The organism is Zoogloea sp. LCSB751 (assembly GCF_002028455.1).
Taxonomy (GTDB): Bacteria; Pseudomonadota; Gammaproteobacteria; order Burkholderiales; family Rhodocyclaceae; genus Zoogloea.
Genome location: NZ_MWUM01000034.1, coordinates 1 through 25715, shown reverse-complemented (window position 1 = coordinate 25715; position 25715 = coordinate 1). Strand labels below are relative to the sequence as shown.

Here is a 25715-nt window from a genome sequence, read left to right as displayed (position 1 = left end):
GTCAATCCTCCACGTGCGGTTCAAGATCCGCGAGTGGCTGAATCACGGCGGCAATGTCGTAGCAGGCTCTGGCCACAGATTGAAGCTCTTCTACCAGTGCCGCTGCGGCCTCCCACAAATCCTCCTGGTATGGCTCACTGAGCGGAGCACCGTTGATCACCGTGTGGGCCATACGGTGAAGACGCAGGATGTCGTCTCGAATCCCATTGCTCCGCTTGAGCCGCCGCATGATCGGCTCCAGATGTTCGACCTGCCTCAGCAACTCAATTGTGTCGTAGCCGAGTTGCAAGTCGTCAAGTTTCGCGGCGTTCACATCGCCGTAAGGCGTTGTCAAAAAGTTCGGTGGGGGGATTTTCACTTCGGCGAGTCCTTGGTCTTTGCCTGCCGCGCATACTGGACGGAGGCCGCAGCCTCTTTGAACGCGGTATCGCCAATCCAGGCTTCGGGCTTGCGGTTGAGCTTCAGGCTGTAGACTCCGAAACGCTTCACACGCGCCACCTGATACGGGCTCAGGAAGGACACCTCGTCGTCCGAAATCTGCCACCCCTCTCGCTTCATGCGTTGAAGCGTGCGGATCATGTCGACGGTGTTCTGGAGAATCAAGGCTGAGGCCACGAGATCGTTGTAGCGCAACCGCTTTTGCTGCTCGTCCGGTTCATTGACCGCGATGACATCCCCACCGAATGAAACCCATTTTGCAAATCCGTTGTAGGACTCGACCTTGTTGGTATTGGCCGTGATCTCCTGACGCATCTCCCGATTTCCAATCCATTCGAGGAGGAAGATCGTCCGAACGACATTCCCCAGTTCCTGGGCGGCGAAGAAAAGGCGATTCTTGCGGCTGCTGGACCCCAGCTTGCGGAGCAGTGTCGCGGAAGAAATCCGGCCGGCGTAGATGGACAGCGCCACTTGCATTAAATCCTTCCAGTGGCGCTCGATCAACTCCCAGTTCACAACACCGGAGAACAGGCGGTTGATGTGTTCGTACTTTGCAGCCTTGTCAGGTCGGTAGAGCGTCAGGTTCTTCCAGTTGCGAATTCTGGGCATCAACTTGATGCCCAGAAGGTGGGTAAAGGCAAAAACAGTCGAAGACTGCCCCTGTGTGTCGGAATGCACCGTGTCGGATTCGACGGACAAGCCTGCCTTGAGCAACCCTTCGATGACGTAGATGGCCTCCCAGATGCCAGGCGCAATGAAGTGCCGGAACACTGCGATGTAGTTATTGGCGACGTGGCGGTAAGCCACGGCGCCCATCTTGCGATACCGAAAATGGTATCCGGCCAGCAGATTCTCGTCGAAGAAGTCGTATTGCGTTCCATCAGCAGCAACGGTCTTGCCATCGCCCCAAATCTTGGGCAGATCCAGCCGAAGATAGACCTCGTTGAGTTCGCGCTGCGCGGCTTCGAGACTTTCGACCGACAAGTGGCGCCGATTCACGAAAGAGAGCATGTGCGGCGTGATGCCGTTATTGCTTAGATGCCTTGCGGCTTGGCTGGGGCCAAGATTGCAGCCCATGGCAAAGATGGTCAGTAGGTAACGTTCGGCAGGCTGCTTGATCTTGGCCATGTTGCCGGAGAGCGGGCCGAAATGTCGCGTGAATCCCACCCATTGCTCGATGTTTCCCAGAACGTCGAGGATGTGCCGTGGAGGCATGCGTTCCGTCAGCGCATTCTGCAGCGCCACCGCGGATTGAGGGATCTCCCGGGCAGTCGTCTTGCGCAGTACCGGCTCTCCGAAGGCATTCAGTATCACGTCACCGTGGCACTCGGGAAACCTCTCGTCCAACGTCCGCGCAGTTGTGCTGAGTGCGTCACGTAGTCCCTTCACAAAGTCGTCGGCCTTGAGCGGAAGTCCGATTTTTTCGCAGTAGGCGGGAAGGAGTGCCAGGCATTCGTCCCAAGGGATCAACTGATCACGGTAATCCGCGAACTCCTCTGAACCGGCGATACTGAGATCTCCCGCACGCAGATCCTCCGCCAGGGGTGAGAACACACAGATTTCCAGGTGATGACGGCTGATTCCCGCATGGATGCCGGCTGTATCACCGGTACGCAGAATACAGGCCCCGCTGGGCCTCGTAAGACAGCGGCCCCAGCCCACTCATCGCCTGGCCGTTGTAGTCCAGCTCCGTGGTGTCCTGCAGGCACAGCACCACCGCATGTTCCTGGATCCGCGCCTGGCTGGCTTGTGCATGCGCCGTCAGGATTTCCTCCTAGCCAACCTGATCATGGCTCAGGAAGCGATACGCCGCCGTCTTCGCCCAGTTTCCACAGGCTCCGGGGATGCTCGCTCCAGGTTGCTGACCCCGCCGCTCGGCCAGCAGAACCTCTCGCTTGTTCAACCGCCGATCGCCCAGCTGTTTCGTCCCGAACTCGTCTCTCGCTCAACTCATCAGTTGGCCCATTCAGTTATTTGGCATGAAGCATACAGGCTGGAGAGTTGTGTGTAAGGGGATGGGTCTAGGGTGTTCTTCCGCTCGGGAAATCATTTGACTAATCGTCAAACGGAAACCGCCTTGGAGTTCACCTTCACGAGTTCCACTCTACCCCTTGATGCTATGGTCTTTCCGCGGGGGCAGCCCGCCATTTCACCAAGAGAAAATAATCGGAGAGACAAGAGTGATGAGAAGTCCTTACCGCATTATCGTCTGGGGCCCAGGCCGCATGGGTAGCTTGTGCATTTGGGAGATCGCCCATTCCCCTGCTTTTGAGTTGGTCGGTGTACGTGCGTACAGTGAAAGCAAATGCGGCATCGATGCCGGAGATCTCGTGGGTATCGCCCCTCTGGGTATTGCGCTTACAAGTGACGTCGAGGCGCTCCTGAATATTGATTGCGACTGTATCGTCTATACCGCTCACGATGAAGGTCGTTACCACACCGACGACGAGATCCTAATGCTTCTTGCGGCGGGGAAGAATGTTGTTACGCCGCTGCCCTACCAAAACGCCCACCTGTTTCGCGAACAGGCATTCGTTATTAGACTCAGAGCCGCCTGCGCCAAGGGCAATTCTGTCTTCCACGCAGGTGGTATCGATCCAGACTTGATCAGCGATCGCATACTTCTCGGGCTGACCGGAGCCTGTGCCGATGTGCGCTCGATCAAGCTGCAGGAGAATTGGGACTGCAGCCTCACAGCACCCGGTCCGTTGAAACACGTAGGGTTTGGCATGCTTCCCGCCGATGCAGAGAAGATCGAAATCACTCGGACTATCGCGTCAAACTTCACCAAGGCTGTTGTATACACCGCCGAAAAGGTGCTCGGGGTGAAGTATGACCGAGTGCTCGAGAGTCATGACTACGTCCCGAGCACAGTTGATATCGAAACCCCCTTCCTCATAAAGGCCGGGACTGTCGGGCGCATCACCCACCGGATGGAAGGTTTCGTCGATACTATTGGCCCAGAGGCCCTGTTCACGATCGAATACCACTGGCTGATGGGAAACGGCATGCTCCCTGAGGGGATCCAGCCTGGTCAATACTATGTAGCAACCATCGAAGGCCGCCCGTCGATGCGGATGACGCTCGACATCAAGGTCTCCAACAGAAACGACGATCGGACCTTCAAGCTCGGAAATATGAACATTGAGCCGAGTTATGTCGCCACCCTGACGCCCTGTCTGCAGGCCGTCCCTTACATTGTCGCAGCCAAGCCCGGCATCCTCCCCTCTTTTGGTCCCAGCCTACACTGGATGCAGGACCTCCGCGATAGCGTCGGTCACCCCTGACCCCTCGCTGCAAGGCGGGCCCCGCTTGCTTCCATGGCGGCTCGCCGCGACTTCTTGATGCCAGCAGTGGCCCGCTCATTCCTGCTCGTTTCATTGCCTCCGTACAAATTCAAGGCTCGTTGACCTAAGTCAAATCGACCCTGATGAAGGGAGGGGATACTCGCGACAAGTTGAACAATTTATCAAAAAGTGTTCACTTTAACGAGGCAGATTCCCAAAGGAGGAGAAGGCAATGCAGAAAAATTCACAGCGCACGCTGGCTGACGGAACCCGAATTTCGGACTTAATCAATCTGGAAACTCGGGAAGTTGCCATGCGGACTTTGTCGGACCCGGAGTTGTATGAACTGGAGATGGAGCGGATCTTCGCCAAAACCTGGGTCTTCCTCGGCCACGAAACCGAGATCCCCAAGCCCGGCGACTTCATGATCCGTGACCTCGGCTCGGACTCCGTGTTGGTGGCCAGGGACAAGGACGGGGTGCATGTATCCCTAAACGTCTGCCCGCACCGGGGCATGAAGATCTCAACGCTCGACTGCGGTAACACCCCGGCTCATGTGTGCATTTACCATGGCTGGGCCTTCAAGCCGAACGGAGACTTCATCGGCGCCCCGGTCGAGAAGGAGTCTATGCACGGCAAACTGCTTAGCAAGGAGCAACTAGGTCTAAAGAAAGCCCGCGTGGCCATTTATGGTGGCCTCATCTTCGCCACCTGGAACATCGAAGGTCCGAGCTTTGAAGAGTTCCTCGGCGATGCCAAATGGTATTTCGACACACTGTGGTGTCGCACCGACAAGGGCATGGAAGTTCTCGGCCCGCCCCAGCGCTTCACCATTCGGGCCAACTGGAAGACCGCCTGCGAGCAGTCCGCCTCCGACGGCTTCCATGTGCTGACCCTGCACCGCTGGTTGTCCGAAGTTGGCCCCTACCGCAAGCCGGGCAGTGAAGGCGGCGGCGGCGATCTAACCCCGGAAATGTACGGATCCGAAGTGTACACCGCCCACGCCCACACCATGCGATGCATCGAGTTGGACAGGAAGATCCGGCGACTTACTGGCAAGGACCCGTCCGAACTGTCGGTAAAGGAGAAACTTGAAGCCCTGCCACCGCCGGGTGTCACTCAGGAAATGATCCCGGAATTGCTCCGCAACCTGAGTGAAGACCAGTTGAAGATCATCACTTGGCGTCCGCCGCAAGTCGGCAACTTCTTTCCGAACGGGCTGTTCGAGTTTGTCTATATCCCGACGCCGGATGGCGTCGTCGGCGTGATGGCGCTGCATGCCTACGTACCCAAGGGGCCGGATAAGCTGGAGTTTGTGAACTGGATACTCGCCGAGAAGGACACGCCACCGGAACTTAAGGCAACCATGTTGCGTCTCGGCGTCCAGTTGCTGGGTACCTCCGGGATGGTCGAGCAGGACGACTCCGACACTTGGCCACACCAGACCATCGCCGCCAAGGGCGCGGTGAGCAAGCACATAACCCTCAAATACCAAGCCATTTACGAGACCGGCAAGCCTGAAGGCTGGCCTGGCCCTGGCGACGTGGGAGATGGCTTCACCAAGGACGACACCCAGTGGCGCTGGTGGCAGTACTGGCACGAACTGATGACGGCCGAAAGCTGATCGACGCGCCAATCCAACCAGACAACATTCGGGAGACATACATGCTGCAGAACCTTCTTGAACCCACCCCGCTGCCCCCGTCCGTGCGCGCCAATCGCGTTGCCATCGGTAGCCCGGAGTACAACGAGATCCTCGACTTTCTCTATGACGAAGCTGAGATGCTCGACAACCTTCGCCTCGCTGAATGGGGCGAACTGCTAACCCAGGATCTGGAATACAACGCCCCGCTGCGTCACACCCGGTCAACCGCCCAGTTCGACCAGACCTACATTCGCACCGTTCAGCACCTCCATGAGAGCTACGGCTCGATGATGATGCGGGTCAAGCGCATCACTGACACTAAGAGCGCCTGGGGCGAAGATCCCCCATCCCGTGTCAAGCGCATGGTCAGCAATGTTCGCGTTTACAAGACCGACAAGGCCGACGAATTCAAGGTTGAAAGCTACCTGCTGGTCACCCGCAGCCGTTTCGACTTTGACTACTTCGATTTGATCCCCTGCGTCCGCTACGACATCCTGCGCCGGGTTCAGGGCAGCCTGAAGCTGGCCCGCCGGGAAATCCTGCTTGATCAGGTGGTCATTGGCACCCCAAATCTGGGCATCATTCTCTGATCACTGAATCAACAAGAAAACTACATACGCCGTTCCTCCCTCGAATTGGAGCGACGGTCAGGAGACAAGACATGAAACTCGAAGACCTCATCCTCGTCAGTATTGACGATCACGCCATCGAACCCCCCAACGCCTTTGCACGCCACATGCCGGCTAAGTTCAAGGGCCGGGAACCCCATATTGAAAGCCGCGGTGGCCGGGACGTCTGGGTGTTTGAAGGACGCGCCACCGGCTACATGGGCCTTAATTCGGTGGTCGGCAGGCCCAAGGAAGAGTACGGCATGGAGCCCCTGGGTTACGAACACATGCGCCGCGGCACCTGGGACATCCAAGCCCGCGTGGACGACATGAACGCCAACGGCGTGCTCGGCTCCATCTGCTTCCCGACCTTCCCCGGCTTTGCCGGCCAGCGTTTCCAGACCCACCCGGACCGGGAAGTTGCCCTCGCCGCGATCCAGGCTTATAACGACTGGCACCTGCATGACTGGTGCAACGCGGCTCCCGGCCGCTTCATACCACTGGCGATCGTACCCTGGTGGGACCCGGTCGCCGCCGCGGCCGAAATCAACCGCATGGCCAAGCTTGGCGTACACGCCATCACCTTCTCCGATAACCCTGCCCTGCACGGTTTTCCGTCCATCCACGACCCGTACTGGGATCCGATGTGGAAAGCCTGCGCCGACAACAGTGTGGTGATCAACTGCCACATAGGCACAGGCGCCAAGGCCGACCACGCCTCTGATCTATCACCCATCGATGCCTGGATTACCTCGATGCCGATCTCCATCGCCAATTCGGCGGCTGATTGGATCTGGGCCCCCATGTGGAAGAAGTACCCGAACCTGAAGATGGCCCTGTCTGAGGGCGGAATCGGCTGGATTCCTTACCTGCTCGAGCGGGCGGACTTTACCCACCTCCACCACAAGGCCTGGACCAACGCTGACTTCGGCGGTCTCAAGCCAAGCGAGGTATTCAAGAAGCACATCATCACCTGCTTCATCGAAGACGACTTCGGCCTGCAAAACCTCAAGCACATCGGCGAGGATATGGTCGGCTGGGAATGCGACTATCCCCACTCCGACTGCACTTGGCCCAACTCCCCGGAAGTGGTGTGGGAGAGCTTCAAGCACTTGTCGGATGAGACCATCAATAAGGTCACTCACCTAAACGTGATGCGCGAGTTCAACTACAACCCCTTGCAGTTGCTCGGTCGCGAAAACTGCACCGTCGGCGCTTTGCGCGCTCAGGCTAAGGCTAAGGGGGTGAACACCGCACCGGCCCTCGGCATGGGCGGCGCCGCGCCGAAGCGTGAAACCGGCAAGCCGGTCACCTCGGGCGATATTAACGCCATGTTCAAGCAGGCCGACGCCGAAACAGCGCTCTAAGCCCCACCTCCGCAAGCCGCAGCCTCTTCATGCCATCGGCGTCCAGCCGTGGCAGGGGCCGGCTTGCGCCCACGAATTGACCCGGGAGATCCCCAATCATGAGCGAAAAATTCGACATCGTCGTGGCCGGTGGCGGCCATAACGGACTGGTTGCCGCCTGCTACCTGCAAAAGGCCGGTCTCAAGGTGTGTGTTGTAGAGAAGAATGACAAGGTCGGCGGCGGCGTGATGACCCGCGAACTGACCGTTCCGGGCTTCAAGCACGACGTCTGCTCGGTGGCCCACACCCTGCTACAGGCCAACCCGCTGCTGCGCAATGACGAACTGGAACTCAAATCGAAGTTCGGGCTGAAATACATCAACCCGGACAAGATGACCGCCATCTTTTACGACGATGGCACCACCCTCGAGTTCTATACCGACCTGGAACGCACCTGCCAGGCCATCGCCAAGTTCTCGATGAAGGACGCCGAAGCCTACCGGCGCTTCAACCATCAGGTTTTCCAGAACCTCGACATGATGGTCATGGGCATGTTCCATTCCCCCCCCAGCTCCAGTACCCAGGCTGTGATGATGGAGCAGAGTGTGGTAGGCCAGGAGCTGATGCGCACCCAGGCCATGAGTGCATGGGACTTCATCTGCGAATGGTTCGAGAACGATAAGGTCAAGATCGCCCTTGCCCGCTACGCTTCTGAAGCCATGATGAACCCGTTCAACAACGGGACCGGCTTCGGGTTTTACATTATCCTGCCCTTTATGCACCGCTACGGCGTGGGCATTCCGGTAGGCGGCTCAGGCGCCTTCGCCGATGCCCTACGTGCATGCTTCGAATCCCATGGGGGCGTGGTGCGTACGTCGGCCCCGGTCAAACAGATGCTCATGGAAGGCAGCAAGGCCGCCGGCGTGGTGCTGGAATCCGGCGAGGAAATCATTGCCAGCCGTGCAGTCATCTCGACGATGCATGTCAAGCAGGTTTTTCCCCATATGGTACCCGGCGCGAGCCTGCCGGAAGGCTTCGAGCCACGCATCCGCGGCCTCAAGCACAATAGCTTCCAGCCTTTCAACCTGCATTTGGCACTGCACGAGGCACCCCAGTACAAGGTTGGCCCAACGGTGGATGACTTCTTCTGGGTCGAGCGTTCCCACTCTAATTGGGAAGACTTCGCTCGAGCGTTCTCTGACCTCGAGTACGGAATCCCCCGCCGCGACTTCATCGCCTACGTAATGCAGGACGTATACGACAAGACCCGTGCACCGGATGGTAAGCGTGTGCTCAACATGTACGCCTTTGCCCCCTACAACGTTAAGGGTGGCCCGCAGAAGTGGGACGAGATCGGCAAGGAGGTTGCCCACGGCTTCCTCGATGACCTGCGCAAGCTCACCACTAATATGGACGACAACAACATCATCGGCTTCTCGTGGATGACACCGCTGGACATTGAGCGCCACAACAACGCCATGATTGGCGCCGATATCCTGCACTTCGGCTCCTACAACTGGCAAATCGGCGGCAACCGCCCGGCTCCAGGCTACGGCCAGTACAAGTCGCCGGTGGATGGACTCTACATGGCCGGTGCCAGCACCCACCCAGGCGGTGGCGTCACCGCATCATCGGGCCGCAACGTGGCCCGAGTGCTGATGGAGGAGTTCAACATGGATTTCGACAAATTGGTCGATGCCTGACCAGCAAGGAGCGGCCAGACCATGAAGATGTTCAGCAGGGAGGGGGTCGAGATGATGGAAGTCAAATCGATTAAGCAGGATGGAGACAATCTCGTCATGAAAGGCAAGGTTATGGGCTCGATGTCCACCGTGATCCTCATCAAGCCGGAGGATTGCTGGCAGGCCTTAAAACTGCTCGGCTGGCGAACACTGCTGCGCATGCCGGTGATTCTGTTCAAAGGCTATTGGCAGTCGAAAAGATCGGCTGAAGGCAAGATTGCCAAGGCCTGATTGATCCTGCGCTGCTGGCGAAACGCCCCCTCACCTGGAGAGTCGTACTGCCAGCAGCACACCAAGCCCGGCGCACAGGCATAAGCCGGCGGCGCCGAGCGCAAGGCTCAGCAGTGAGCCCCACAATAGTGGAGCCAGCACGGCGGCGATGATGGCATTGAAGGCCGTCTGCAAGAATAACTGCACCGACGAGGCCATGCCCCGGCGTCCCGGCACGCAATCGAGCCCACGCACGGTCAGGGTTGGGATGGCCAGCGACATGCCAAGGTTGAACATAAAAATGTGGATCACATACCAGGTGACACCGGCAGGGGCAATGACACACACGACGATGTCGTAGCACATCGCACACGCCATGATCAGAAAGGCGCACTTGAGGGTCGTGGGCAGAGACCAGCGCTGGGCAACCCGTCCGGCCAGTGCAGAACCCAGCATCAAACCCACGGTAGCCGGGCCGAACAGCCATAGGAAATCCGTCTCGCCGAGGCCCAGATGTTGCATCAGGAACACCGGTGCCGACAGTACATACAGAAAAAAACCACCGAACATGCAGGCGTAAGCCAGTGCCCAAGTCATGAAAGGCAGGTTACAGAAGACCCCCGCGTAGTCCCGCGCCAGCGCAGAAAAATTGAAAGGCTGGCGGCTATTCGGCGGTAGCGTTTCGGGCAGTCGCACGGCCACTGCCGTGAAGAGGCTGAGGGCCAGCAGGCACAAAAAGACAAACACCGAACGCCAGCCAAAAGCTGCCTGCAGCCAGCCTCCGACCAGCGGTGCGATGGCCGGTGCCAACCCGAACATCATCACCACGTGCGACATCATGCGCTGGGCCAGCGGCCCCTCGTGCAGGTCACGCACTATGGCGCGGCCGATGACAATGCCGGCCCCCGCCGAGAAGCCCTGGAAGGCGCGCAGCACCCACAATTGCTCGACACGGGTGGCCAGAGCGCAGCCGAGGGACGCCAGCGCATACACGGCGAGCCCGACCAACACCACCCGGCGGCGCCCTAGCGAATCGGAAATCGAGCCGTGCCACAGGGCCATGAAGGCGAAGGACGCGAAATATATCGACACCGTCTGCTGAAGGGCGGTCTGGTCGGTGCTCAGCACCGCCGCCATCTCGCCGAAGGACGGCAGATAGGTATTGATCGAGAACGGACCGACCATGGCCAACCCGGCCAGAATCACCGTGGTACCAAGATAGCCCCCCCTGGAAGGATGCCGCTGTGACAGAAGCTTAGCCATCCATGCCGAGCACAGCCGAAATATCGACACTCGGGTCGCCGTCGGCCGCATAGCTGAAATCACCCCGACGCTGCCGTTCAGCAAGGCGCCTCATCACTAGCCGATAGCGGTTACCGGGGGCATCGAAGCGGGAGCTCAGGTCCCGCCGCCTGTCGGCGTCGAAGTAACGCTCGTTTTGCGGGCGCAGCACAGCGTTATCCTGAGGCTGGATCACGTAAGAAATACGCGGCATCAGCCAACGGAATGGGGCTGGTGCGGCCACCGTATAGTTGGTCTGGTCTACCCGCGAACGGTGACGCCCGACCGGCACGAAGGGCTGCACGTTGGGAATCGCATAGCCTGGGCTGAAGCTGGGATAGGAGATGGCGAGATTGTTGCGGAGATGCACGTGAAGCACCGCCCGCAAGTCCTGGTATTTGGCACGCACCCCGCCGATCCAGCGCATCACCGGCGCCACCGACTTGCGGGTGACGATACGGGTGCGAGTAACTGTCTCCGAGGTCGATTGCACCTCGACGATGTCCGACTCGCTGCGTCCGTCGCCAATGGCTTTGGCGTGCAGGAAATCTGCATGGGTCAGGTCGATTAGGTTTTCCACCGACAGCGGCGAGGCCGCATCGAAGCGCACTGTGCGCTGGGTGTAACGGGGAATGTTGCTCCCATCAACCGGCAGGAAGGGGATGCTGGGAATCAGCGCCGGGTCGGCATTGTCCGGGTTGCCGTACCAAGCCCAAACGTAGCCGTAGCGCTCGGTGACCGGATAGTGGCCCGTGCCGCCGGTAAAGGCGGTGGCCGAACGGCGTAACTCCTCAAGCTGATCCGGGCGAAACTCGGCAGCGCGAATCCGGCCCCGGTCGCGCCACAGGTAATAGGCCTGGGCATGCACGATGCGACGCACAGCCTGAGTGCCGATATCGGCGCTGAAGGCCACTGGAAACCAAGTGTCGCGCAAGTCGAAATGGATCGGTACCCAGTCGGCTAGGCGCGAGTTTTCGTAACCATCGGCGGCGCCCGCTTTGGCAATCGCAATGTCATTCATCGTGGGTTCCTACACTCTGCTTCATGCCGCGTGCGACTTGTAAGATTAAGGGATGGGGCGACCCGCAAGGCAGCTATTGACGCGCCCTTTACCTCAGCAAGAACTTCAAATGGCGCCCGTCCGGCAGCCCTCCGAAGCTGCCACGCAAGGGGGGCGCTGGGGATTTTGTGAGCATGCCGGAAGCCTCGCCAGTTGAGGCTGGTGGTTCCGCGCCGGTTCGCTGTCGAAGCAATGAATATCGTCACCAGCGGCACCTCGGCAGCCGTCAGCAGCTCGACGAAAATCGCACCACCGACCAACGGTACTCGGGTCCGCAGCACTAGCGGATGATCCCGCACAAACGCGGGGCCGATACCCTTCCCCTTCCACACGCCGCCGTGGTCGAGGACCAGATGCTTGTCGTCCCGTCGAGGCTCGCCGAGGAAAAAGTCGGTGATTGTCACGCAGGGGAACGCTAGCAGGCATTCCGGGCCGTCGAGCATGGTTTCTAGATAGTTGCAGTGGGCCATGTTGACCACAGCCGAACCACTGTACTCGCGGCCTGCCGGCCGGTAGGCCGCGCTCGGCAGCACACCAGTGGGTGCGCCGCTCCCACGCCAGACGTGGATGAACCCATCGGCCTCAGCCACCAGAAAAGCCTTGGCGGCATGGCGGGCCGGGACGCGCTCATCCGCGTGGAGGTTCGGGATCTCTCTGCACACCCCGCTGGCACCGTCGAACGTCCACCCGTGATACGGACACTGCAGCCCGCCCGGCGTCAGCACGCCAGGCGAAAGCGGTACCCGCCGATGGGGGCAGCGATCCTCCAGAGCAAAAGCCTGGCCGGCTGCGTTGCGAAACAACACCAACTCCTCGCCCTCGCACACGACCGGGAGCGGCTTCTCGCTGCTTACCGCTTCGGTGAGCGCCACCGCCCACCACTGACCTTCAGCCATCTCCCCTGCCTCCGGAATTGTGTCGATCAGTCGCGGATGCGGGCCGTGATCTTGGCGTGGGGGCCATCCATTTGGGCAGCCCATGCATCGGCGGCCCGGTCGAGGCTATAGTCCAGGTAATCGACGACGATGTTCTGTTCAAGGGCAATGCCCAGCAGACGCTCCCAGATGGCCCGGCGATCGGCCGGCGGACGTTGGCCGGTGCCGACGCAAGACAGCGTGCGGAATAACAAATCAGCGATATCGAGATTCACCTGTCGGCCCGCTCCGGTGCCAATGGTCAGGATGCGCGCACCCCAGCGGGTGGCCTTGAGGGCGTTGAGCATGGGTTGGCCACACACCAGATCGAGCACCACGTCGAAGCCGTCGCCGGAAGCAGCTTTGAGGGCGGCCACGTCGTCATCGCCACCTAGTTGCACCGTCGCATCGGCGATACCGCGCTCGGCTAATCGGGCCAGCGCCGTGCCATTGCGGGCCGCGGCGACTACCCGGCCGGCACCCAGATAGCGAGTCAGTTGTAAGGCGATCTGACCGAGGGTCCCAGTGGCCCCGAGGATCAGTACGCTCTCGCCCGGCTTGATGCTGGCCTGTTCCAGCGGAACCAGCGCACCGGTGGCGGCGATGCCCATCGAAATCGCCGTCCGGTCGTCTACGCTGTCGGGCACATCCCACACCTCTTCGGCTGGCACCAGTGTCTGTTCGGCCCAGGCGCCATAGGGCAGCACTGAGCGCTCGCCGAAGTAAACCCGGCGTCCGTCCGGCGCCCGGCCGACACCTTCACCACGAATCACGCAGGGGTATTCCACCCCCAGACGATAGGCTCCGAGCACATCCCAGCCGCCCAGGCCAGCGGTGTCAACATCGATCAGAATGCACCCCTCACGAGCCTGGGGCGCCGGAAAATCTCGGATGACAGGGGCAGCACCCCGTTCCGTAATCACAGCTGCACGCATGCCCCCCCCTTACATCTTGTTGCTGCCAGACTGAGCGAATAGCGCTTTCATGCCGACCATCGACGGCGTATGGCTTGCGAAACCGCCATCGGCGACGATGGTCGTGCCGGTAATGAAGGACGACTCGTCCGAAGCCAGAAAGGCCACCACGTCAGCTATCTGCCGCGGGGAGCCGAGTTCCGGTGTCAGGTGGTTCTCGCGGATGATGTCGAGTAGCGCAGCCGGCATCGTCTCGTGAGCGTTTTCCGCCGGAGCGAGGCCAATCTGCAGCGCGTTCGAGCGCACGCCCTGCTTGCCATACTGGGCCGCAATGGACTTGGCCAGCATCATAAGCCCCGCCTTGGAGGCTGCGTAGGCCGACAGGGTGACGTCGCCCTGGGCACCGAGGCCGGAGGTCGCAAAAATCACCGATCCCCGGCCGAGTTTGAGCATCTCGGGGATAGCATGCTTACAGCACAACATGGCGCCGCGCAGATTCACGGCCATTGCCCGGTCCCAGGCGTCCACGTCCATATTGATGACGTCCCGGTCCTTCTGGCGTTGTTCAATATTGAGGATGGCCGCGTTGTTGTGCAGCACGTCGATGCGCCCAAAGTGGGTCACAACGGCCTCGACCATTGCCTTGACGTCGGGCTCCTGCGATACGTCGGTGCTAATGCCAATCGCTTTGCCGCCGCTCGCCCGGATGCTCTCGGCCACGGCTGCGGCAGCCGCGCCATTAATGTCCACCACTGCCACACTGGCGCCGTGGATAGCCAGCACGCGAGCGCACTCGGCGCCGAGGCCACCGCCTGCACCGGTAATGATTGCTACGCGCCCCTCAAGTTTTCCTGTCATGGTTGTTCTCCGTCCAATCCTGTTGTGATGAATACCCTCGGGCCTCAGTGGCCGGAGAAACGGGGTTCGCGTTTTTCGCGGAAGGCTTGGGCGGCCTCCTTTACGTCCGACGTCGGGGCCAGCATCGCAAATAGGTCCAGCTCCAGGTCGAGGCCCTTCTTTAGCTCCAGCTCCAGCGCCGCCCGGGCTGCCCGCTTCGCGTAGAGCGTAGCCAGCGGCGGTTTCACGGCGATCCGCTTGGCGAACTCGGCGACTTCCTCCAGCAGCGTTTCATCGCTGATCGCAATACGTGTTACCAGGCCGATGCTTTGTGCCTGTTCGGCGGTATAACGCTCGCCGGTGAGTAGTGCATCCATGGCCCTCCCCGGCCCAATCACCCGGGCCAGACGCTGGGTTCCGCCGCCGCCTGGAATCAAGCCAAGGCCGGTCTCCGGTAGCGCAAAAATGGCTTGCGGCGAGGCAAAGCGGATGTCGCAAGCCAATGCCAGCTCCATACCGCCTCCCATGCAGTAGCCGTGGAGTGCGGCAATGACGGGTTTCTCGGTCCTGTCGAGGGCCTCGATCCACCGCGCCCGCTCCATGCGCCTGCGCACCTCGATTGATGACTCAGGGCCCCGTGACTCCTTAATGTCGGCCCCGGCGCAAAAGCCACGCGAGCCTTCTCCGCGCAAGACGATCACGCGGATCAGAGGATCGGCATCAAGGGTCGCCAGGGCCATCGGCACTCCACTGCGGATGTCGTCGTTGATGGCGTTGATTTGCCCCGGCCGGTTGAGCACCACCCAGCCAATCCCGCCGTCGCGCACCAAGGTGACAGCGGAGTTGATCATCTCCGTCACGGCGGAGCCCACTTCAGTTGCCTCGCCCATTTCAGCACTCCTCGAATTCGAAGACCTGGCCGTTCAGTTCGGCTGGGTCGATCTTGATCAGCGAACCGCCGCCAACTGCTTCAGACTCCTGCACCCAGGTGAATTTCACACCGCGCGCGCGCAGGTCTTCTGCCTTGGCGGCGAGGCCGTTCACGGCAATCCGGATGTAGTAAGGGCCAGGACCCCAGCTATTCAGATAGAGGCCAGCCTCGCTATCCCAGCGGGTTGCCTCGATCACATCAAGGGAAGCGCTGTTCTGCAGGGTCAGACCCATGGTGGCGCGGCGACAACCTTCTCGGTGCAAGGCCTCAACTTCGCCGACTGGTTCCCAGTCCAGGTTGCTGGAGCAGCAACGCAGTGTGTGGTCCAGGTCGCGAACCAAGAAGCCGCGGGCCGTCACGCGGATCATGTCACCCGGCTTCGGATCGCGGGGCTGTGGAGCCGGAGTCGCGAAGGTGTCGGCTGGCATCTGCAGTGGCTCCATTGGCATCACCTCGATGCATAAGCCGCCGTCCACCACCGGGCGGTAGTGAGGGTCTTCCGGCGTCACGCCAAGCCACAGGCGGTCGAAGGGCATCTCTGGGGTGCGTTGGGCCATGCGGAACGGCAGGCGGCGGCGCATCAGCTTGTCGACCAAGGCATCGAACTTGGGGCCTTGGCAGGCCAGCACGATGGAGTGCGTCAGCATCGGGCGATGCCGGCCCTGGTACGCCATCAGGCTTTCGAGGAAGTCGTGGAACAGCGGGTCGCCGGGGTTCGGGCGGTCGAGGTGCCACTGGGGTTCAATCCGTGTCGGCGACACCGCCAAGGACTTGTGCACCCGCAGGAAGTGGGCGATGTAAGGGTGATTGTCGAAGGCCTGGCGCCAGTTCGGGTGGGAATGGATGCCCAGCTTTTTGACCAGCAGATCCGTCATCGCATCGGGATCCGGAACCATCATATCGGCGCTCATCAACAGGTCGAACATTGCTTTTGTCTCCTTCAAATTGCGCGCACCAATCCCTGGCCGGAACGAATCCGGCCAGTCGGCGTGCTTATCGGTAATCGGGTTGTGAGGTCGTCTGAGCGACGCGCCTCAGGCGGTGGCCAGGGCGGTAACCTGGGGCTTTGGGTTGAGCAGGAAATGCGACAGGGCCGGGATCAGTACCAGGGCACCGAGCATGTTCCACAGGAACATGAAGGTCAGCAGAATGCCCATGTCGGCCTGGAATTTGATTGGCGACCAGGCCCATGTGATCACCCCCGCGGCCATCGTCATGCCCACCAGGGCGACGACCTTGCCGGTGAAATCCAGCGAGCGTCGGTAGGCCGTGCGCAGGGAGTCGCCGCGGCGCTGTACGGCGATCTGCACCGATAGCAGGTAGAGGGCGTAATCGACCCCTACCCCCACACCGACGGCAATCACTGGCAGGGTGGCGACTTTCAGGCCGATACCCAGCCACACCATCAGCGCCTTGCAGATGATGGTGGTCATCACTAGTGGAATCAGCGCGACGATTGTGGCGCGAATGCTCCTGAAGGTGATAAGGCACAACAGCGCCGTGGCCCCGTAAACAGCCAGATACATGGTGACGATGCTCTTCTGAACTTCGATGTTGGTAGCGGCCTCGATGCCGGCGCTACCCGCTGCGAGCAGGAATTCGACGGGCTGCCCGGAACTGCCCGGAGTGGCCTGCTGCAGCTTGAAGTCCTCGGCGATCTTCAGCACCCGGCTCAGGGTGTCGGCTTTGTGGTCGGCTAAATAGGCCACCAGCGGCGTCACGGAGCAGCCCTGATTGGTAATGTCCGGGGCCGCAATCATCGCGGCGGACACCGATGCATCAATGATTGCCTGATTGCGGCTCAGGGCCAGCCACTTTGGGCTACCTTCGAACATCGCCGACGACACCGAACGGACCGATTCGGCCAGCGAGGTGGTGGTTTGCACGGCCGGATCCTGCCGTAATGCCCAGGTCAGATCGTCCATCTGGCGAAGCGAGTCATACAGTCGGCAGCCCTCTGCCCCTGTCTTCATGATGACCACGAACTGGTCGCTGGACAGACCGTAGTTGGCAGTGATGTAAGCGTTGTCCTGGTTATAGCGGGACTCGGGGCGCAGTTCGGGGGCGCCGGAATCCAGGTCGCCGATTCGCAGATCCTTCATAACCACGGTGCTGACGGCAGTGATCAACACGGCCACGGAGATCATGCCGATAGCCCACTTGCGCTCGGTCAGCACGTCGAGCCGCGCCCACAGGCGGCCGATCACGGTGCGCGGCGCCTGCGTGCCCGATTCTTCCTCGATAGCCCGACGAGCGGCCGATTCGCTGACGCCGATGTAGGACAGAGTCACCGGGATCAGAACCAGCTTGGTGAACACCAGCACCGATACGCCAACGCAGGTGGTGATCGCCAGATCACGAATCACGGGAATGTCGATGATGACCAGCACCGCAAAGCCGACGATGTTGGCCAGCAGCGCGGTTAGACCGGCCATGAACAGGCGCCGAAAGGTGTAGCGGGCCGCCACGTATTTATGGGTGCCACGGCCGATGTCCTGGATGATGCCGTTCATCTTCTGAGCCCCGTGGGACAGGCCGATTGCGAAGATCAGAAAAGGTACCAGGATTGAATACGGATCAAGTTCGTAGCCCAGCAACTGCATCAGGCCGAGTAACCAGACCACGCCGATGACAGCCACCGTCACCAGCAGCACGGTGCTACGCAGGCAACGGGTGTAGAGGTAGACAAAGACAGCCGCCACGGCAACCGATACGGCGAAGAACATCATCACCTCGCGCAGCCCAGCGATCAGGTCGCCAACCACCTTGGCGAAACCGACGATATGAATGCCAACCTTGTCGCTCTCGAAGGCACGAATCTTCTGCTCCAGGTCATCGGCAAAGGCGCCGTAGCTCAGCGGCTCGCCGGTCTGGGGATTTACATCCAGCATGGGGGTGACGATCATGCTCGAGCGCAGATCGTTGGACACCAACTTTCCGACGATGCCGGCACGGGCCACGTTAGTACGCAGCGCCTCGACCGTAGCCGGCGTCCCATCGTAGTTAGCGGGCATCACAGCCCCGCCGGTAATCCCATCTTCGGTGACCTCCCGCCAGCGGACGATGGGCATCCACAGAGACTTCATCCACGAACGATCGACACCGGGAATCAGGTAGAGGGTGTCATTGACCTTGCGGAGTACCTCCAGGTACTCGGGGTCGTAGATGTCGCCAGTCTTGTTCTCCACGACGATACGAATCGTGTTGCCCAGCCCCGGCAGCTCCTTCTTGTTCTCCAGATAGTTCAGGATGTAGGGACTGCCGATCGGGATCATCCGTTCGAAACTGGCGTTGACGTGGATGCGGGTAGCCGCAAACCCGAGCAGCAGGGTGGCAATCAGACAGGCCACCAGAAAGATCGCCCGGTTATTGAAAATAAAACGTTCGAGGATGTTCCCGGACCGCCGATTGAAATCGGCCACATCCCGGACCACGGGCATTGCGCTGTTCTCTTTATGGCCGGCCATGGTTGTCTCTTGTCGTTGTTGTTGGCTGGGAAATTACTGAGCGGCTGGCAGCGTAAGCACGCTAACACCGCCATGACGCGTCAGCGCCAGCTGTTTTTCGCCCACCATCGTGGCAGCAAGCACTTCGCCTTGACGGGGCACCTGCAATGCCGCCAAGCTCCGGCCGCCATCCTTGGTGGAAAATACGTGCCCGGCTTGTGAGACGAGGATCAAACGTGCACCGCCTGCCGGCAATGCGGCAATAATGCTGGCCTCGACGCCAGTCTCGATCTTGCGCCAGGTCGCGCCGTCGTCTTCGCTTGCCCAAGCATTGCCACGCAGTCCATGGGCGACGAGCAGTCCGCGGGCTGCATATACGCCGAAGAAGGTGCCGTTGTAGGGCGTCGGAATTGCCGTGAAGTGATCGGCGCCCTTGTCCAGACGACACAGCAGCCCCTGTTCGCCAGCGAAGAAAAGCGTACTGCCGTCGCTGGCGGCACCGTAGAAGTGCAGGCGGCGATCGTTGTCGGCCCGCTCTATCCACGGTTCCCAGCTCTTGCCCCCATCGAGGGTACGCAGGACTAGTCCGAAGGCGCCCACCACGAAACCTTCACGGGCATCGCTGAAGATGACGTCGAGAAAGGGGTTCGGCATCACGTCAGAGCTGGCCGATTGGGCCATCAGACGATCAATCTCGCTCTTGATGCGAACCGCTGCCGCATCGCCCGCTTCAGCACGCGCTTGGTAGCTCTGTTCCAGAAGGGTGCGCACGGAACGTCCGTCGAGCACCTTGATCCAGTCTGCGCCGCCGTTTTCGGTTCGCAGGACTAAACCGTCGTGCCCCACGGCCCATCCCAGGCGTGCGTCGAGCATCCGTACAGCGGTGAGATCGGCACGAACCGGCACGTTCGCCTGGCGCCACAGCCTGCCGCCATCAGCAGAGATAAGGATGTGCCCCCGCGGTCCCACGCCAACGAGATGTGGGCCGACGCTGGTGATGTTAACCAGCGGACTACGGAAGGCCAGCGGCGTGACCTGGGCAGCACTGGTAAGGACGTCAGCTTGAAGGCTCGCGGCAGCAGCACCCGCTGCAAGTAGTACCGCAAGAGAGATCAAACCTACCCGAATCGATCGAATGTTCACAGCAGAATCCCCGTTTGCCGTTGATCGCGATCCTGGCCGAGACGCCATCCGTCCTCACGATGGAAGGCGCCGGCCAGGTACAAGCGCTCCGGACGACCGGGCGTCCGGAGCCTGGCGCAATCAGCGTGCTGTTTCCCGCGCCACGACTGCCTCGGGGTTCATATCCCGATTGAGCATGGGCTTGTCGAGCACACCATAACCGCCTTCCAGGCCATCATTGACAAGGGCGTACATGCCCTTATTGAAGTCATAAATGACATTCTTGACCGTGTAGGGTGCGGTCACGTCATAGAGTTGAACCATGGAATTGAACAGAGAGCGGTACAGCTTGCCACTCTGGTCGTATGCATCGAACATGCCTGCGCCGTAGGTGTCCTCGTCAAGGTAGTAGGTCCGTTTGGTATAGACGTGACGATTGCCCGGCTTGAGCGTGGCTTCTACCACCCACACCCGGTGCAGCTCCCAGCGCCAGCACTGGGGATTAGCGTGGTTGGGCATGAACTGCTCATCGGTCTTGCAACCAAAGTACAGCTTGTAGGCGTTGTAGGGGATGTACATCTCCTTCTTGCCGACCAGTTTGAAGTCGAAACGGTCCTGCATGCCGGAAAACACGAACAGCTCGTCAAACAGGGTGACGCCGCCCATGCTCGACACCGGTGTATCGTAGGAGAACTCAGGCGCCAGCTTTACGCGACGCTGGCCGGGGGTATATCCCCAAGCGCGGCGGGGCTTCTCCGTTGGGTCGAGGAAGTCCACGAGACCGGTCAGTTCGCCCGCCTTGCGCACCGGCGCCTGGGTCAGCGAATGGGTACGCCAGTACATCTGCGGGTCTCGGCCATCCAGCTCGGCGTGGTAGTACGGCGTCTCCTCCAGGGTCTGCTGCTGGGCCGTCATCACGGCCTTGCCCGAAGAGTCCACCACCCACGAACGGGATGACTTGGTAGTTGTGTCGGCCTTGTAACGGAGCAACAGGTTCCACATGACTTCGTTGCCAGTCTTGGGAATCGGGAAAGGCAGTCCGCCACGGCAGGCTGCATCAACCGCCAGGCCGTTCTTCAGCGTCTTGCAGGTCGTCGCATTGCGGACCGTGGCCTCCAGCACCTTAGCCGGAACAGCTGCAGTGCGATGACTGGGATAGACGTCCATGTAGTAGGTCGGGAATTTCTTCAACAGGGCCTTCTGGCCTTCGCTGAGTTTGTCAGCGTACTGGTCCATATTCTTGCCGTCGATGCGCAGGATCGCCTTCTCATCCTTAAATGGATCAGCCCAGAAGCCACTCTTGGGCTTGAAATCGGAGGGCGCCTTGGTTAAGCCTCCGGTGTATTCGGGAATCGTGCCTTCCTTATTACCGGCCTTGATCGCGCCATACTTGGTCAACGACTTGCCCAGCTCCTTGGCCTCGTCCGAAGTGACTGCCGCCACGCTATGCGTCGAGACGATGGCCAGACTCAACAGTGCAATTGCTGTGTGCTTCTTCATGTTCCTAGTCTCCTGATTGCAGCCTTTAGAAGGCCGTCTTGAAGGTGAAGGTCAGCCAGCCCCGATCCGTGGCGCCAACCGCACTGCTCAAACCATTACCGCCAAGCACTGTCGTCCCGGTGCTGTTGTAGATTGTGGCTGCTGCCATGTCGGCATAACGCAAGGTGAACTCATAGCGTGATGCGTACGTCATTTTGACACCGGCAGACCAACTCATAAGGCGCTCGAAGCCGCCACCGCCGCTCGGAGCGTTGCCGCTCAGACCATAGTTGATCGTTAGCGGGATATCCATGTCCCAGGACGGAAAAACGTTAAGGTACTGGGGCGTGAAATTGATGGCGATCTGGGCAAAATCGTCCGTGGAACAACCATCCAGCTTGTTACCGAGCTTGTTGCCCGCAGGTCCCCCGACTTTCGCGCAGTTATAACCCACGGCCTTGTAAAGTTCGGGGTTTTTGGTGACTCTGTCGAGACGGCTATAGGCCAGTTCGGCAACGAGATTGGCAACATCCCAGAACGATGTCTTGGGGAGTGAATACACCCCATTGACGATGGCGTGCCAGGTATCACCGCGGGCACCGGTGCCATTCACCGAGCTGACTCCGGTCGAGTTCAGGTGACCATTCTTGCGCAGGGACAGCTCTGAGCCGAAGCTGACCGGACCTATCACTCGAGCAAAGCTCAGGCCGATCAAACGTACGTCTTCCGGGTAAACAAAGCGGAAGGGGCCCTGTGCCCCCAGGTACTGGACTCCGGTTTCCGGCGCATAGTCGTTGAACTCGCGGTAGTAGGCACCGAAGGTTGATTCGATCTCCTCGATGTTCAGCTTTGCGGCAACGCCCCAGTTACCGGTGCCACCAGGCTTCTTCGACTCGGCGCGGGCCCAGCCGTTGGGCAAGCGATCCACGGTCGGTGCGGTGTCGGCGCCCATCAGGTAGGTGCCAGAGTGTGGAACGCGGGTGGGCTCCCATTCGTAGAAGTATTGGCCGGCGATGGACAGGCGGTCCGTCACCTGGGCCTTCGCGGATACTTGGCCAATGGGCAGAAAGACCTCCTTCGTCTCAATACCCGGGCTGGTCACCGCCTTGACGCCATCGACCGGCGACTGGGAATAGGAAATGGCATGGGCACCGATCAGCAGTCCCTCACCCCAGATATTGGTGTGGCGGCCAACCTTTACGTTCAGGGGCACGGCGCCGATGTCCATGTTGGCCCACACGAAGGCGTCGAGCAGTTCGCCAGACGGACCATTTACATAACGTTTGACGGTCGAGTTGTACTCGTTGTTGTAATAGCTTGTGAAGGCGCCTCCGGGGGCCGTCGTATGCACAGTGTGGTTGTCGTAGGCATTGTCATACCAAGCCGCACCAGTGACACGCGCACCAAACTGTCCCTTGTAACTCAGGTCCAGCTCACTCAGCAGGTCGATCCGGTTGGTCACCACACTACCCTTGCCGAATTTGCTGTCCGACTCATCAAAGTTCGGACTATTCAGGAGTCGGCGGTCCTGCCCCTCAGCCCGCATACCGAGGTTGTAGCGCACGGTATTGTCCCAGCGGATCCGCAGATCCGGATTGTCGGTCTCGATCTCTACGGCCATAGCGCCACTACCCCAGCCGATTGCAAGGGCTGCAGCCACTCCGTGCAGGGGGACCCGTGCACGCTCCAAACCTTTGTTTCTGAACATTTATTGTGTCTCCTCAGATACGACGCTGATGATCACGGCTACCCGCGACCTCGATGTCCCGGCCCCTTTCTAGCGGGGTTCCGCAACACCATCGACTCCTCATCCTTCGAAGCGACGCAGGACTTTTCTATCCCGTCGACGCTTCCTGCATTGTACTGATCATTTTTTTAAAATTCTATAGTACGATTTTGATTCTAATATAAGAATTTAATAATCGTACTCTGTTCCTCAATGCGAGGCCTAGGCGTTGCCTTCTGGATTCGCTAGGTCCCGACGCATCCGTAGGGCTGGAACCACTGCGAGGAGGAAAACCATGCCAACAATCGCAAAGCAGACGTTGAAAGCCCTCTCCATGGATGCGGCCGCAGCAAGTCCGGAATGCAGCCCTCCCGCATTGAGTCGACTAAAGAGGGTCGTCAGCACATTTACGCCGATGGCACCGCCCAACTGACGTATAAAATTGAGCGTTCCCGACGCTTGAGCCAGTTGGGGCGACTCGATGAGTTGAAGTGCGCCGAGATTGAGAGACGGGATCGTCATGCCCAAGCCGACTCTTCCCAGCGCAAGTAACACCGCCAGCACTGCAAAGGAGTCCGCCACGTCCCCTATCGCAATCAGCAGAAGGGACGCTGCAAAAAACAGGAGTCCAGTCACGATCAACTGTTGGGCGGCAAAGCGATCGAGCAGGCGACCTGTCAGGATGATGCTTACTGCCATCGCCAGCCCTCCTGGCATCAGAAGCAAGCCAGAGAGCCCGGCGTCGTAATGAAGGACCGACTGGACGTAGAGCGGCACGAGGTAGGTAGAACCGTACAAACCCAGCCCATAAGCGAAGGCGACGAGCGCAGAGGCCGCAAAATGGGAGTTGTGGAACAGACGGAACTGCAACAATGGATGCGGGAAATGCATCTCCCACCCGACTAAGGCCACCGTCAGAAAGAAGCAGATCGCCAGACGAAACTGGAAGGTCAACGATGTCCAGCCTTCTGCATTCCCCACCGCAAAACCGGTCAACAGAAAGAATATGAACGATCCCATCAGAGCGAGTCCGACCGCGTCGAAGCGCTGAAACGGGATCTCGCAGTCCCGTTCGGGCAGATAGCGCAGACTCAGAAAGACCCCACCCACGCACAAGGGCAGGGTCACGAAGAAAATCGCCCGCCAGCTCACCAGATCCACCAGGTAACCACCCACAGCCGGCCCCAGAGCCGGCGCCAGCACAACGCCCAGGCCGAAGACGGACATCGCCCGCCCCCGTTCGGATGGCGCGAAGACCCGGAATATCACCACCAGCCCCAAGGGCTGGACCAGACCCGATATGGCGCCCTGAGCAACCCGCGCCGCAATCAGCACGGGAATGCTCTCGGCGAGCCCGCCTGCCAGCGAAGCGAGGCTGAATAACACCAGAGCCCCCGCGTAGGTCGTCCGGGGCCCAAAGCGGCGTTCGAACCATGAGGCTAGTAGCATCGTGGTGACCATCGCTCCGAGAAAACCTGCGGACAACCACTGGGCCGCCTCAGGGCCAATGACGAACTCGCGCATGATCGTCGGGATAGCCACGTTGATGATGGTCGCCTCGACCACCATTGCGCCGGTAGCTAGCACAACGGTCAGAATCACCAGCAGGCGATGACGTGCAGATAATTCCGCCGCTCCGGAGAAATGGGCTTGAGTACTCACGTGGGTCGGGCTGCAGAGCGGCGTATAGGTGCCCTTCCCTGCTCATGCCCGTCTCCCTGTTGTCTCAGGCAGCCACGCCGGATGGGGCAGGACTGGTGGACCGGGCCCGGATGGAGGCCTCAAAATCACGCTTCAGTGTCGGATAGTAGGCAATCTGCCCTCCCATACCGCCAGCGATATCGATAGAAGCTGCGCTGATGAAACTGGCGTAATCGCTGGCCAAGAACAGGGCCATACCAGCCACGTCTTCCGGCTTACCGTAGCGACCGACCGGGACCACCTTCATCACCATCGCGTCGAACTCCTCGCGGGTACATCCAGGACCCATTTCCTGGTAGTGACGGTCCCACTGACCGGTGTCGATCCAGCCCATGTTGAGGGTATTGACCAAGATATTCTCCTTAGCCAGCGACATGCCCAAGGACTTAGCCAACGCGATGCACGAAGCCCGGTTAATCACAGACGGAATGCCGTCTGGTGTCGGGATGGTGCCAGCTAGCGCATTGATCTCGATGATCCGCCCCCAGTGCTGCTTGCGCATATATGGCACCACTGCCTGAATGAAACGAAAGTGGCCCATCTGCAAGATGTTGGCGTGCTCCAGAATGGCTTCCGGGGTCAGGGTATCCAGGTTGCCACCTTTGCCTTGTCCGGCGTTGTTCACCAATACGTCCACCCCACCCCATTCGGCGGCAATTTCATCGACGAATTGGCGCACACCTTCGGTGTCGGTAACGTCAACGGCGCGGGCGATCACGGCCTGTGCCGACTTCGCCAACTCAGCGCCAGTTTCCTCCACCGCTGCAGCTGTACGAGCACAGATGGCGACACGTGCCCCTTCGTTTGCAAAAGCCCCGGCAATCGCCTTGCCAATACCCCGGGACGCTCCGGTAACGATAACGCGCTTGCTACTTAGATCAATATTCATGGTCTTTCGCCTTCTCCGAGGGTCATGCTTTTATCTAAAGCCGTTCGATGATGGTTGCGGTGCCCATTCCCCCGGCACAGCAGATTGCCTGCAAGCCGTAACGCGCTTGCCGACGTTCCAGCTCATGCAGCAGCGAGGT

General features: G+C 60.0%; 21 protein-coding genes and 2 pseudogenes. 6 read left to right on the top strand and 17 right to left on the bottom strand.

The window, feature by feature from the left end; translation table 11 throughout:
- Position 1: 1 nt before the first annotated feature.
- The 3 genes and pseudogenes from tnpC to B4920_RS31050 all read right to left on the bottom strand — a co-directional run.
- Positions 2-358, bottom strand: a complete 357-nt coding sequence (gene tnpC, locus B4920_RS23655) for a Tn3 family transposase post-transcriptional regulator TnpC (protein WP_079437157.1) — start codon at positions 356-358, stop codon at positions 2-4.
- Positions 355-2016: pseudogene (locus tag B4920_RS23650) on the bottom strand (Tn3 family transposase); the annotation flags it as partial. The pseudogene B4920_RS23650 and the gene tnpC, both read right to left, overlap by 4 nt.
- A 196-nt stretch (positions 2017-2212) precedes the next feature.
- Positions 2213-2371: pseudogene (locus B4920_RS31050) on the bottom strand (transposase); the annotation flags it as partial.
- 250 nt (positions 2372-2621) lie between these two features.
- Here B4920_RS31050 and B4920_RS23640 point away from each other — a divergent pair.
- The 6 genes from B4920_RS23640 to B4920_RS23615 all read left to right on the top strand — a co-directional run bounded on the left by B4920_RS23640 (position 2622) and on the right by B4920_RS23615 (position 9297).
- On the top strand, positions 2622-3725 hold the full coding sequence (locus tag B4920_RS23640) for a hypothetical protein (RefSeq protein WP_079437155.1): 1104 nt from the start codon (positions 2622-2624) through the stop codon (positions 3723-3725).
- Between the two features lie 313 nt (positions 3726-4038).
- Positions 4039-5349 carry an aromatic ring-hydroxylating dioxygenase subunit alpha gene (locus tag B4920_RS23635; protein WP_254051038.1) on the top strand — a complete coding sequence of 437 codons (1311 nt, stop codon included), beginning with the start codon at positions 4039-4041 and terminating at the stop codon, positions 5347-5349.
- A 41-nt stretch (positions 5350-5390) separates the two neighbouring features.
- Positions 5391-5960 carry an aromatic-ring-hydroxylating dioxygenase subunit beta gene (locus B4920_RS23630; RefSeq protein ID WP_079437152.1) on the top strand — a complete coding sequence of 190 codons (570 nt, stop codon included), beginning with the start codon at positions 5391-5393 and terminating at the stop codon, positions 5958-5960.
- Between the two features lie 71 nt (positions 5961-6031).
- Positions 6032-7345 carry an amidohydrolase family protein gene (locus tag B4920_RS23625; protein ID WP_079437150.1) on the top strand — a complete coding sequence of 438 codons (1314 nt, stop codon included), beginning with the start codon at positions 6032-6034 and terminating at the stop codon, positions 7343-7345.
- Positions 7346-7443: 98 nt separating this feature from the next.
- The gene (locus B4920_RS23620) at positions 7444-9027 is read left to right on the top strand and encodes an NAD(P)/FAD-dependent oxidoreductase (protein ID WP_079437148.1); all 1584 of its coding nucleotides are present in this window, start codon (positions 7444-7446) and stop codon (positions 9025-9027) included.
- Positions 9028-9048: 21 nt separating this feature from the next.
- A complete protein-coding gene (locus B4920_RS23615; protein ID WP_079437147.1) occupies positions 9049-9297 on the top strand; it encodes a hypothetical protein in 249 nt (82 codons plus the stop codon).
- A 30-nt stretch (positions 9298-9327) separates the two neighbouring features.
- Here the strand turns inward: B4920_RS23615 and B4920_RS23610 are convergent, their stop codons facing one another.
- The 14 genes from B4920_RS23610 to B4920_RS31045 all read right to left on the bottom strand — a co-directional run.
- Complete coding sequence (locus B4920_RS23610; RefSeq protein WP_173862696.1) at positions 9328-10539, bottom strand: multidrug effflux MFS transporter; 1212 nt, start codon at positions 10537-10539, stop codon at positions 9328-9330.
- Positions 10532-11578, bottom strand: coding sequence for an aromatic ring-hydroxylating dioxygenase subunit alpha (locus B4920_RS23605; RefSeq protein WP_216819998.1), 1047 nt, complete (start codon positions 11576-11578; stop codon positions 10532-10534). Before B4920_RS23605 ends, B4920_RS23610 begins: the two co-directional genes overlap by 8 nt.
- Positions 11575-12513, bottom strand: a complete 939-nt coding sequence (locus tag B4920_RS23600) for a Rieske 2Fe-2S domain-containing protein (RefSeq protein WP_079437144.1) — start codon at positions 12511-12513, stop codon at positions 11575-11577. Before B4920_RS23600 ends, B4920_RS23605 begins: the two co-directional genes overlap by 4 nt.
- 26 nt (positions 12514-12539) lie before the next feature.
- Positions 12540-13304, bottom strand: coding sequence for a zinc-binding dehydrogenase (locus B4920_RS23595; protein WP_254051036.1), 765 nt, complete (start codon positions 13302-13304; stop codon positions 12540-12542).
- Positions 13305-13475: 171 nt separating this feature from the next.
- Positions 13476-14303, bottom strand: coding sequence for an SDR family NAD(P)-dependent oxidoreductase (locus B4920_RS23590; RefSeq protein WP_079437141.1), 828 nt, complete (start codon positions 14301-14303; stop codon positions 13476-13478).
- A gap of 44 nt (positions 14304-14347) precedes the next feature.
- Positions 14348-15172, bottom strand: a complete 825-nt coding sequence (locus tag B4920_RS23585; RefSeq protein ID WP_079437139.1) for an enoyl-CoA hydratase/isomerase family protein — start codon at positions 15170-15172, stop codon at positions 14348-14350.
- 1 nt (position 15173) lies between these two features.
- Positions 15174-16139 carry a lactoylglutathione lyase gene (locus B4920_RS23580; RefSeq protein ID WP_079437137.1) on the bottom strand — a complete coding sequence of 322 codons (966 nt, stop codon included), beginning with the start codon at positions 16137-16139 and terminating at the stop codon, positions 15174-15176.
- 108 nt (positions 16140-16247) lie between these two features.
- Positions 16248-18680, bottom strand: a complete 2433-nt coding sequence (locus tag B4920_RS23575; protein ID WP_079437135.1) for an RND family transporter — start codon at positions 18678-18680, stop codon at positions 16248-16250.
- Between the two features lie 33 nt (positions 18681-18713).
- A complete protein-coding gene (locus B4920_RS23570) occupies positions 18714-19802 on the bottom strand; it encodes a YCF48-related protein (protein WP_161493380.1) in 1089 nt (362 codons plus the stop codon).
- Between the two features lie 120 nt (positions 19803-19922).
- Positions 19923-21281: a DUF1329 domain-containing protein gene (locus B4920_RS23565; RefSeq protein WP_079437133.1), complete on the bottom strand. Its 1359-nt coding sequence runs from the start codon at positions 21279-21281 to the stop codon at positions 19923-19925.
- Between the two features lie 25 nt (positions 21282-21306).
- Complete coding sequence (locus B4920_RS23560) at positions 21307-22968, bottom strand: DUF1302 domain-containing protein (RefSeq protein WP_079437131.1); 1662 nt, start codon at positions 22966-22968, stop codon at positions 21307-21309.
- Positions 22969-23208: 240 nt separating this feature from the next.
- Complete coding sequence (locus tag B4920_RS23555; protein ID WP_139379614.1) at positions 23209-24648, bottom strand: DHA2 family efflux MFS transporter permease subunit; 1440 nt, start codon at positions 24646-24648, stop codon at positions 23209-23211.
- 64 nt (positions 24649-24712) lie between these two features.
- Complete coding sequence (locus B4920_RS23550; protein WP_079437129.1) at positions 24713-25576, bottom strand: SDR family oxidoreductase; 864 nt, start codon at positions 25574-25576, stop codon at positions 24713-24715.
- A gap of 34 nt (positions 25577-25610) precedes the next feature.
- On the bottom strand, positions 25611-25715 hold a 105-nt coding region (locus B4920_RS31045), incomplete at its 5' end, for a hypothetical protein (RefSeq protein WP_139379613.1).

Bases quoted from the DNA above. Each gene is read 5' to 3' on its own strand.
- B4920_RS23585 (WP_079437139.1), bottom strand. From the start codon at position 15,172: ATGGGCGAGGCAACTGAAGTGGGCTCCGCCGTGACGGAGATGATCAAC.
- B4920_RS23625 (WP_079437150.1), top strand. From the start codon at position 6,032: ATGAAACTCGAAGACCTCATCCTCGTCAGTATTGACGATCACGCCATC.
- B4920_RS23615 (WP_079437147.1), top strand. From the start codon at position 9,049: ATGAAGATGTTCAGCAGGGAGGGGGTCGAGATGATGGAAGTCAAATCG.
- B4920_RS23630 (WP_079437152.1), top strand. From the start codon at position 5,391: ATGCTGCAGAACCTTCTTGAACCCACCCCGCTGCCCCCGTCCGTGCGC.
- B4920_RS23640 (WP_079437155.1), top strand. From the start codon at position 2,622: ATGAGAAGTCCTTACCGCATTATCGTCTGGGGCCCAGGCCGCATGGGT.
- B4920_RS23610 (WP_173862696.1), bottom strand. From the start codon at position 10,539: ATGGCTAAGCTTCTGTCACAGCGGCATCCTTCCAGGGGGGGCTATCTT.
- B4920_RS23590 (WP_079437141.1), bottom strand. From the start codon at position 14,303: ATGACAGGAAAACTTGAGGGGCGCGTAGCAATCATTACCGGTGCAGGC.
- B4920_RS23565 (WP_079437133.1), bottom strand. From the start codon at position 21,281: ATGAAGAAGCACACAGCAATTGCACTGTTGAGTCTGGCCATCGTCTCG.
- B4920_RS23600 (WP_079437144.1), bottom strand. From the start codon at position 12,513: ATGGCTGAAGGTCAGTGGTGGGCGGTGGCGCTCACCGAAGCGGTAAGC.
- B4920_RS23605 (WP_216819998.1), bottom strand. From the start codon at position 11,578: ATGAATGACATTGCGATTGCCAAAGCGGGCGCCGCCGATGGTTACGAA.
- B4920_RS23560 (WP_079437131.1), bottom strand. From the start codon at position 22,968: ATGTTCAGAAACAAAGGTTTGGAGCGTGCACGGGTCCCCCTGCACGGA.
- B4920_RS23550 (WP_079437129.1), bottom strand. From the start codon at position 25,576: ATGAATATTGATCTAAGTAGCAAGCGCGTTATCGTTACCGGAGCGTCC.
- B4920_RS23580 (WP_079437137.1), bottom strand. From the start codon at position 16,139: ATGTTCGACCTGTTGATGAGCGCCGATATGATGGTTCCGGATCCCGAT.
- B4920_RS23575 (WP_079437135.1), bottom strand. From the start codon at position 18,680: ATGGCCGGCCATAAAGAGAACAGCGCAATGCCCGTGGTCCGGGATGTG.
- B4920_RS23635 (WP_254051038.1), top strand. From the start codon at position 4,039: ATGCGGACTTTGTCGGACCCGGAGTTGTATGAACTGGAGATGGAGCGG.
- B4920_RS23620 (WP_079437148.1), top strand. From the start codon at position 7,444: ATGAGCGAAAAATTCGACATCGTCGTGGCCGGTGGCGGCCATAACGGA.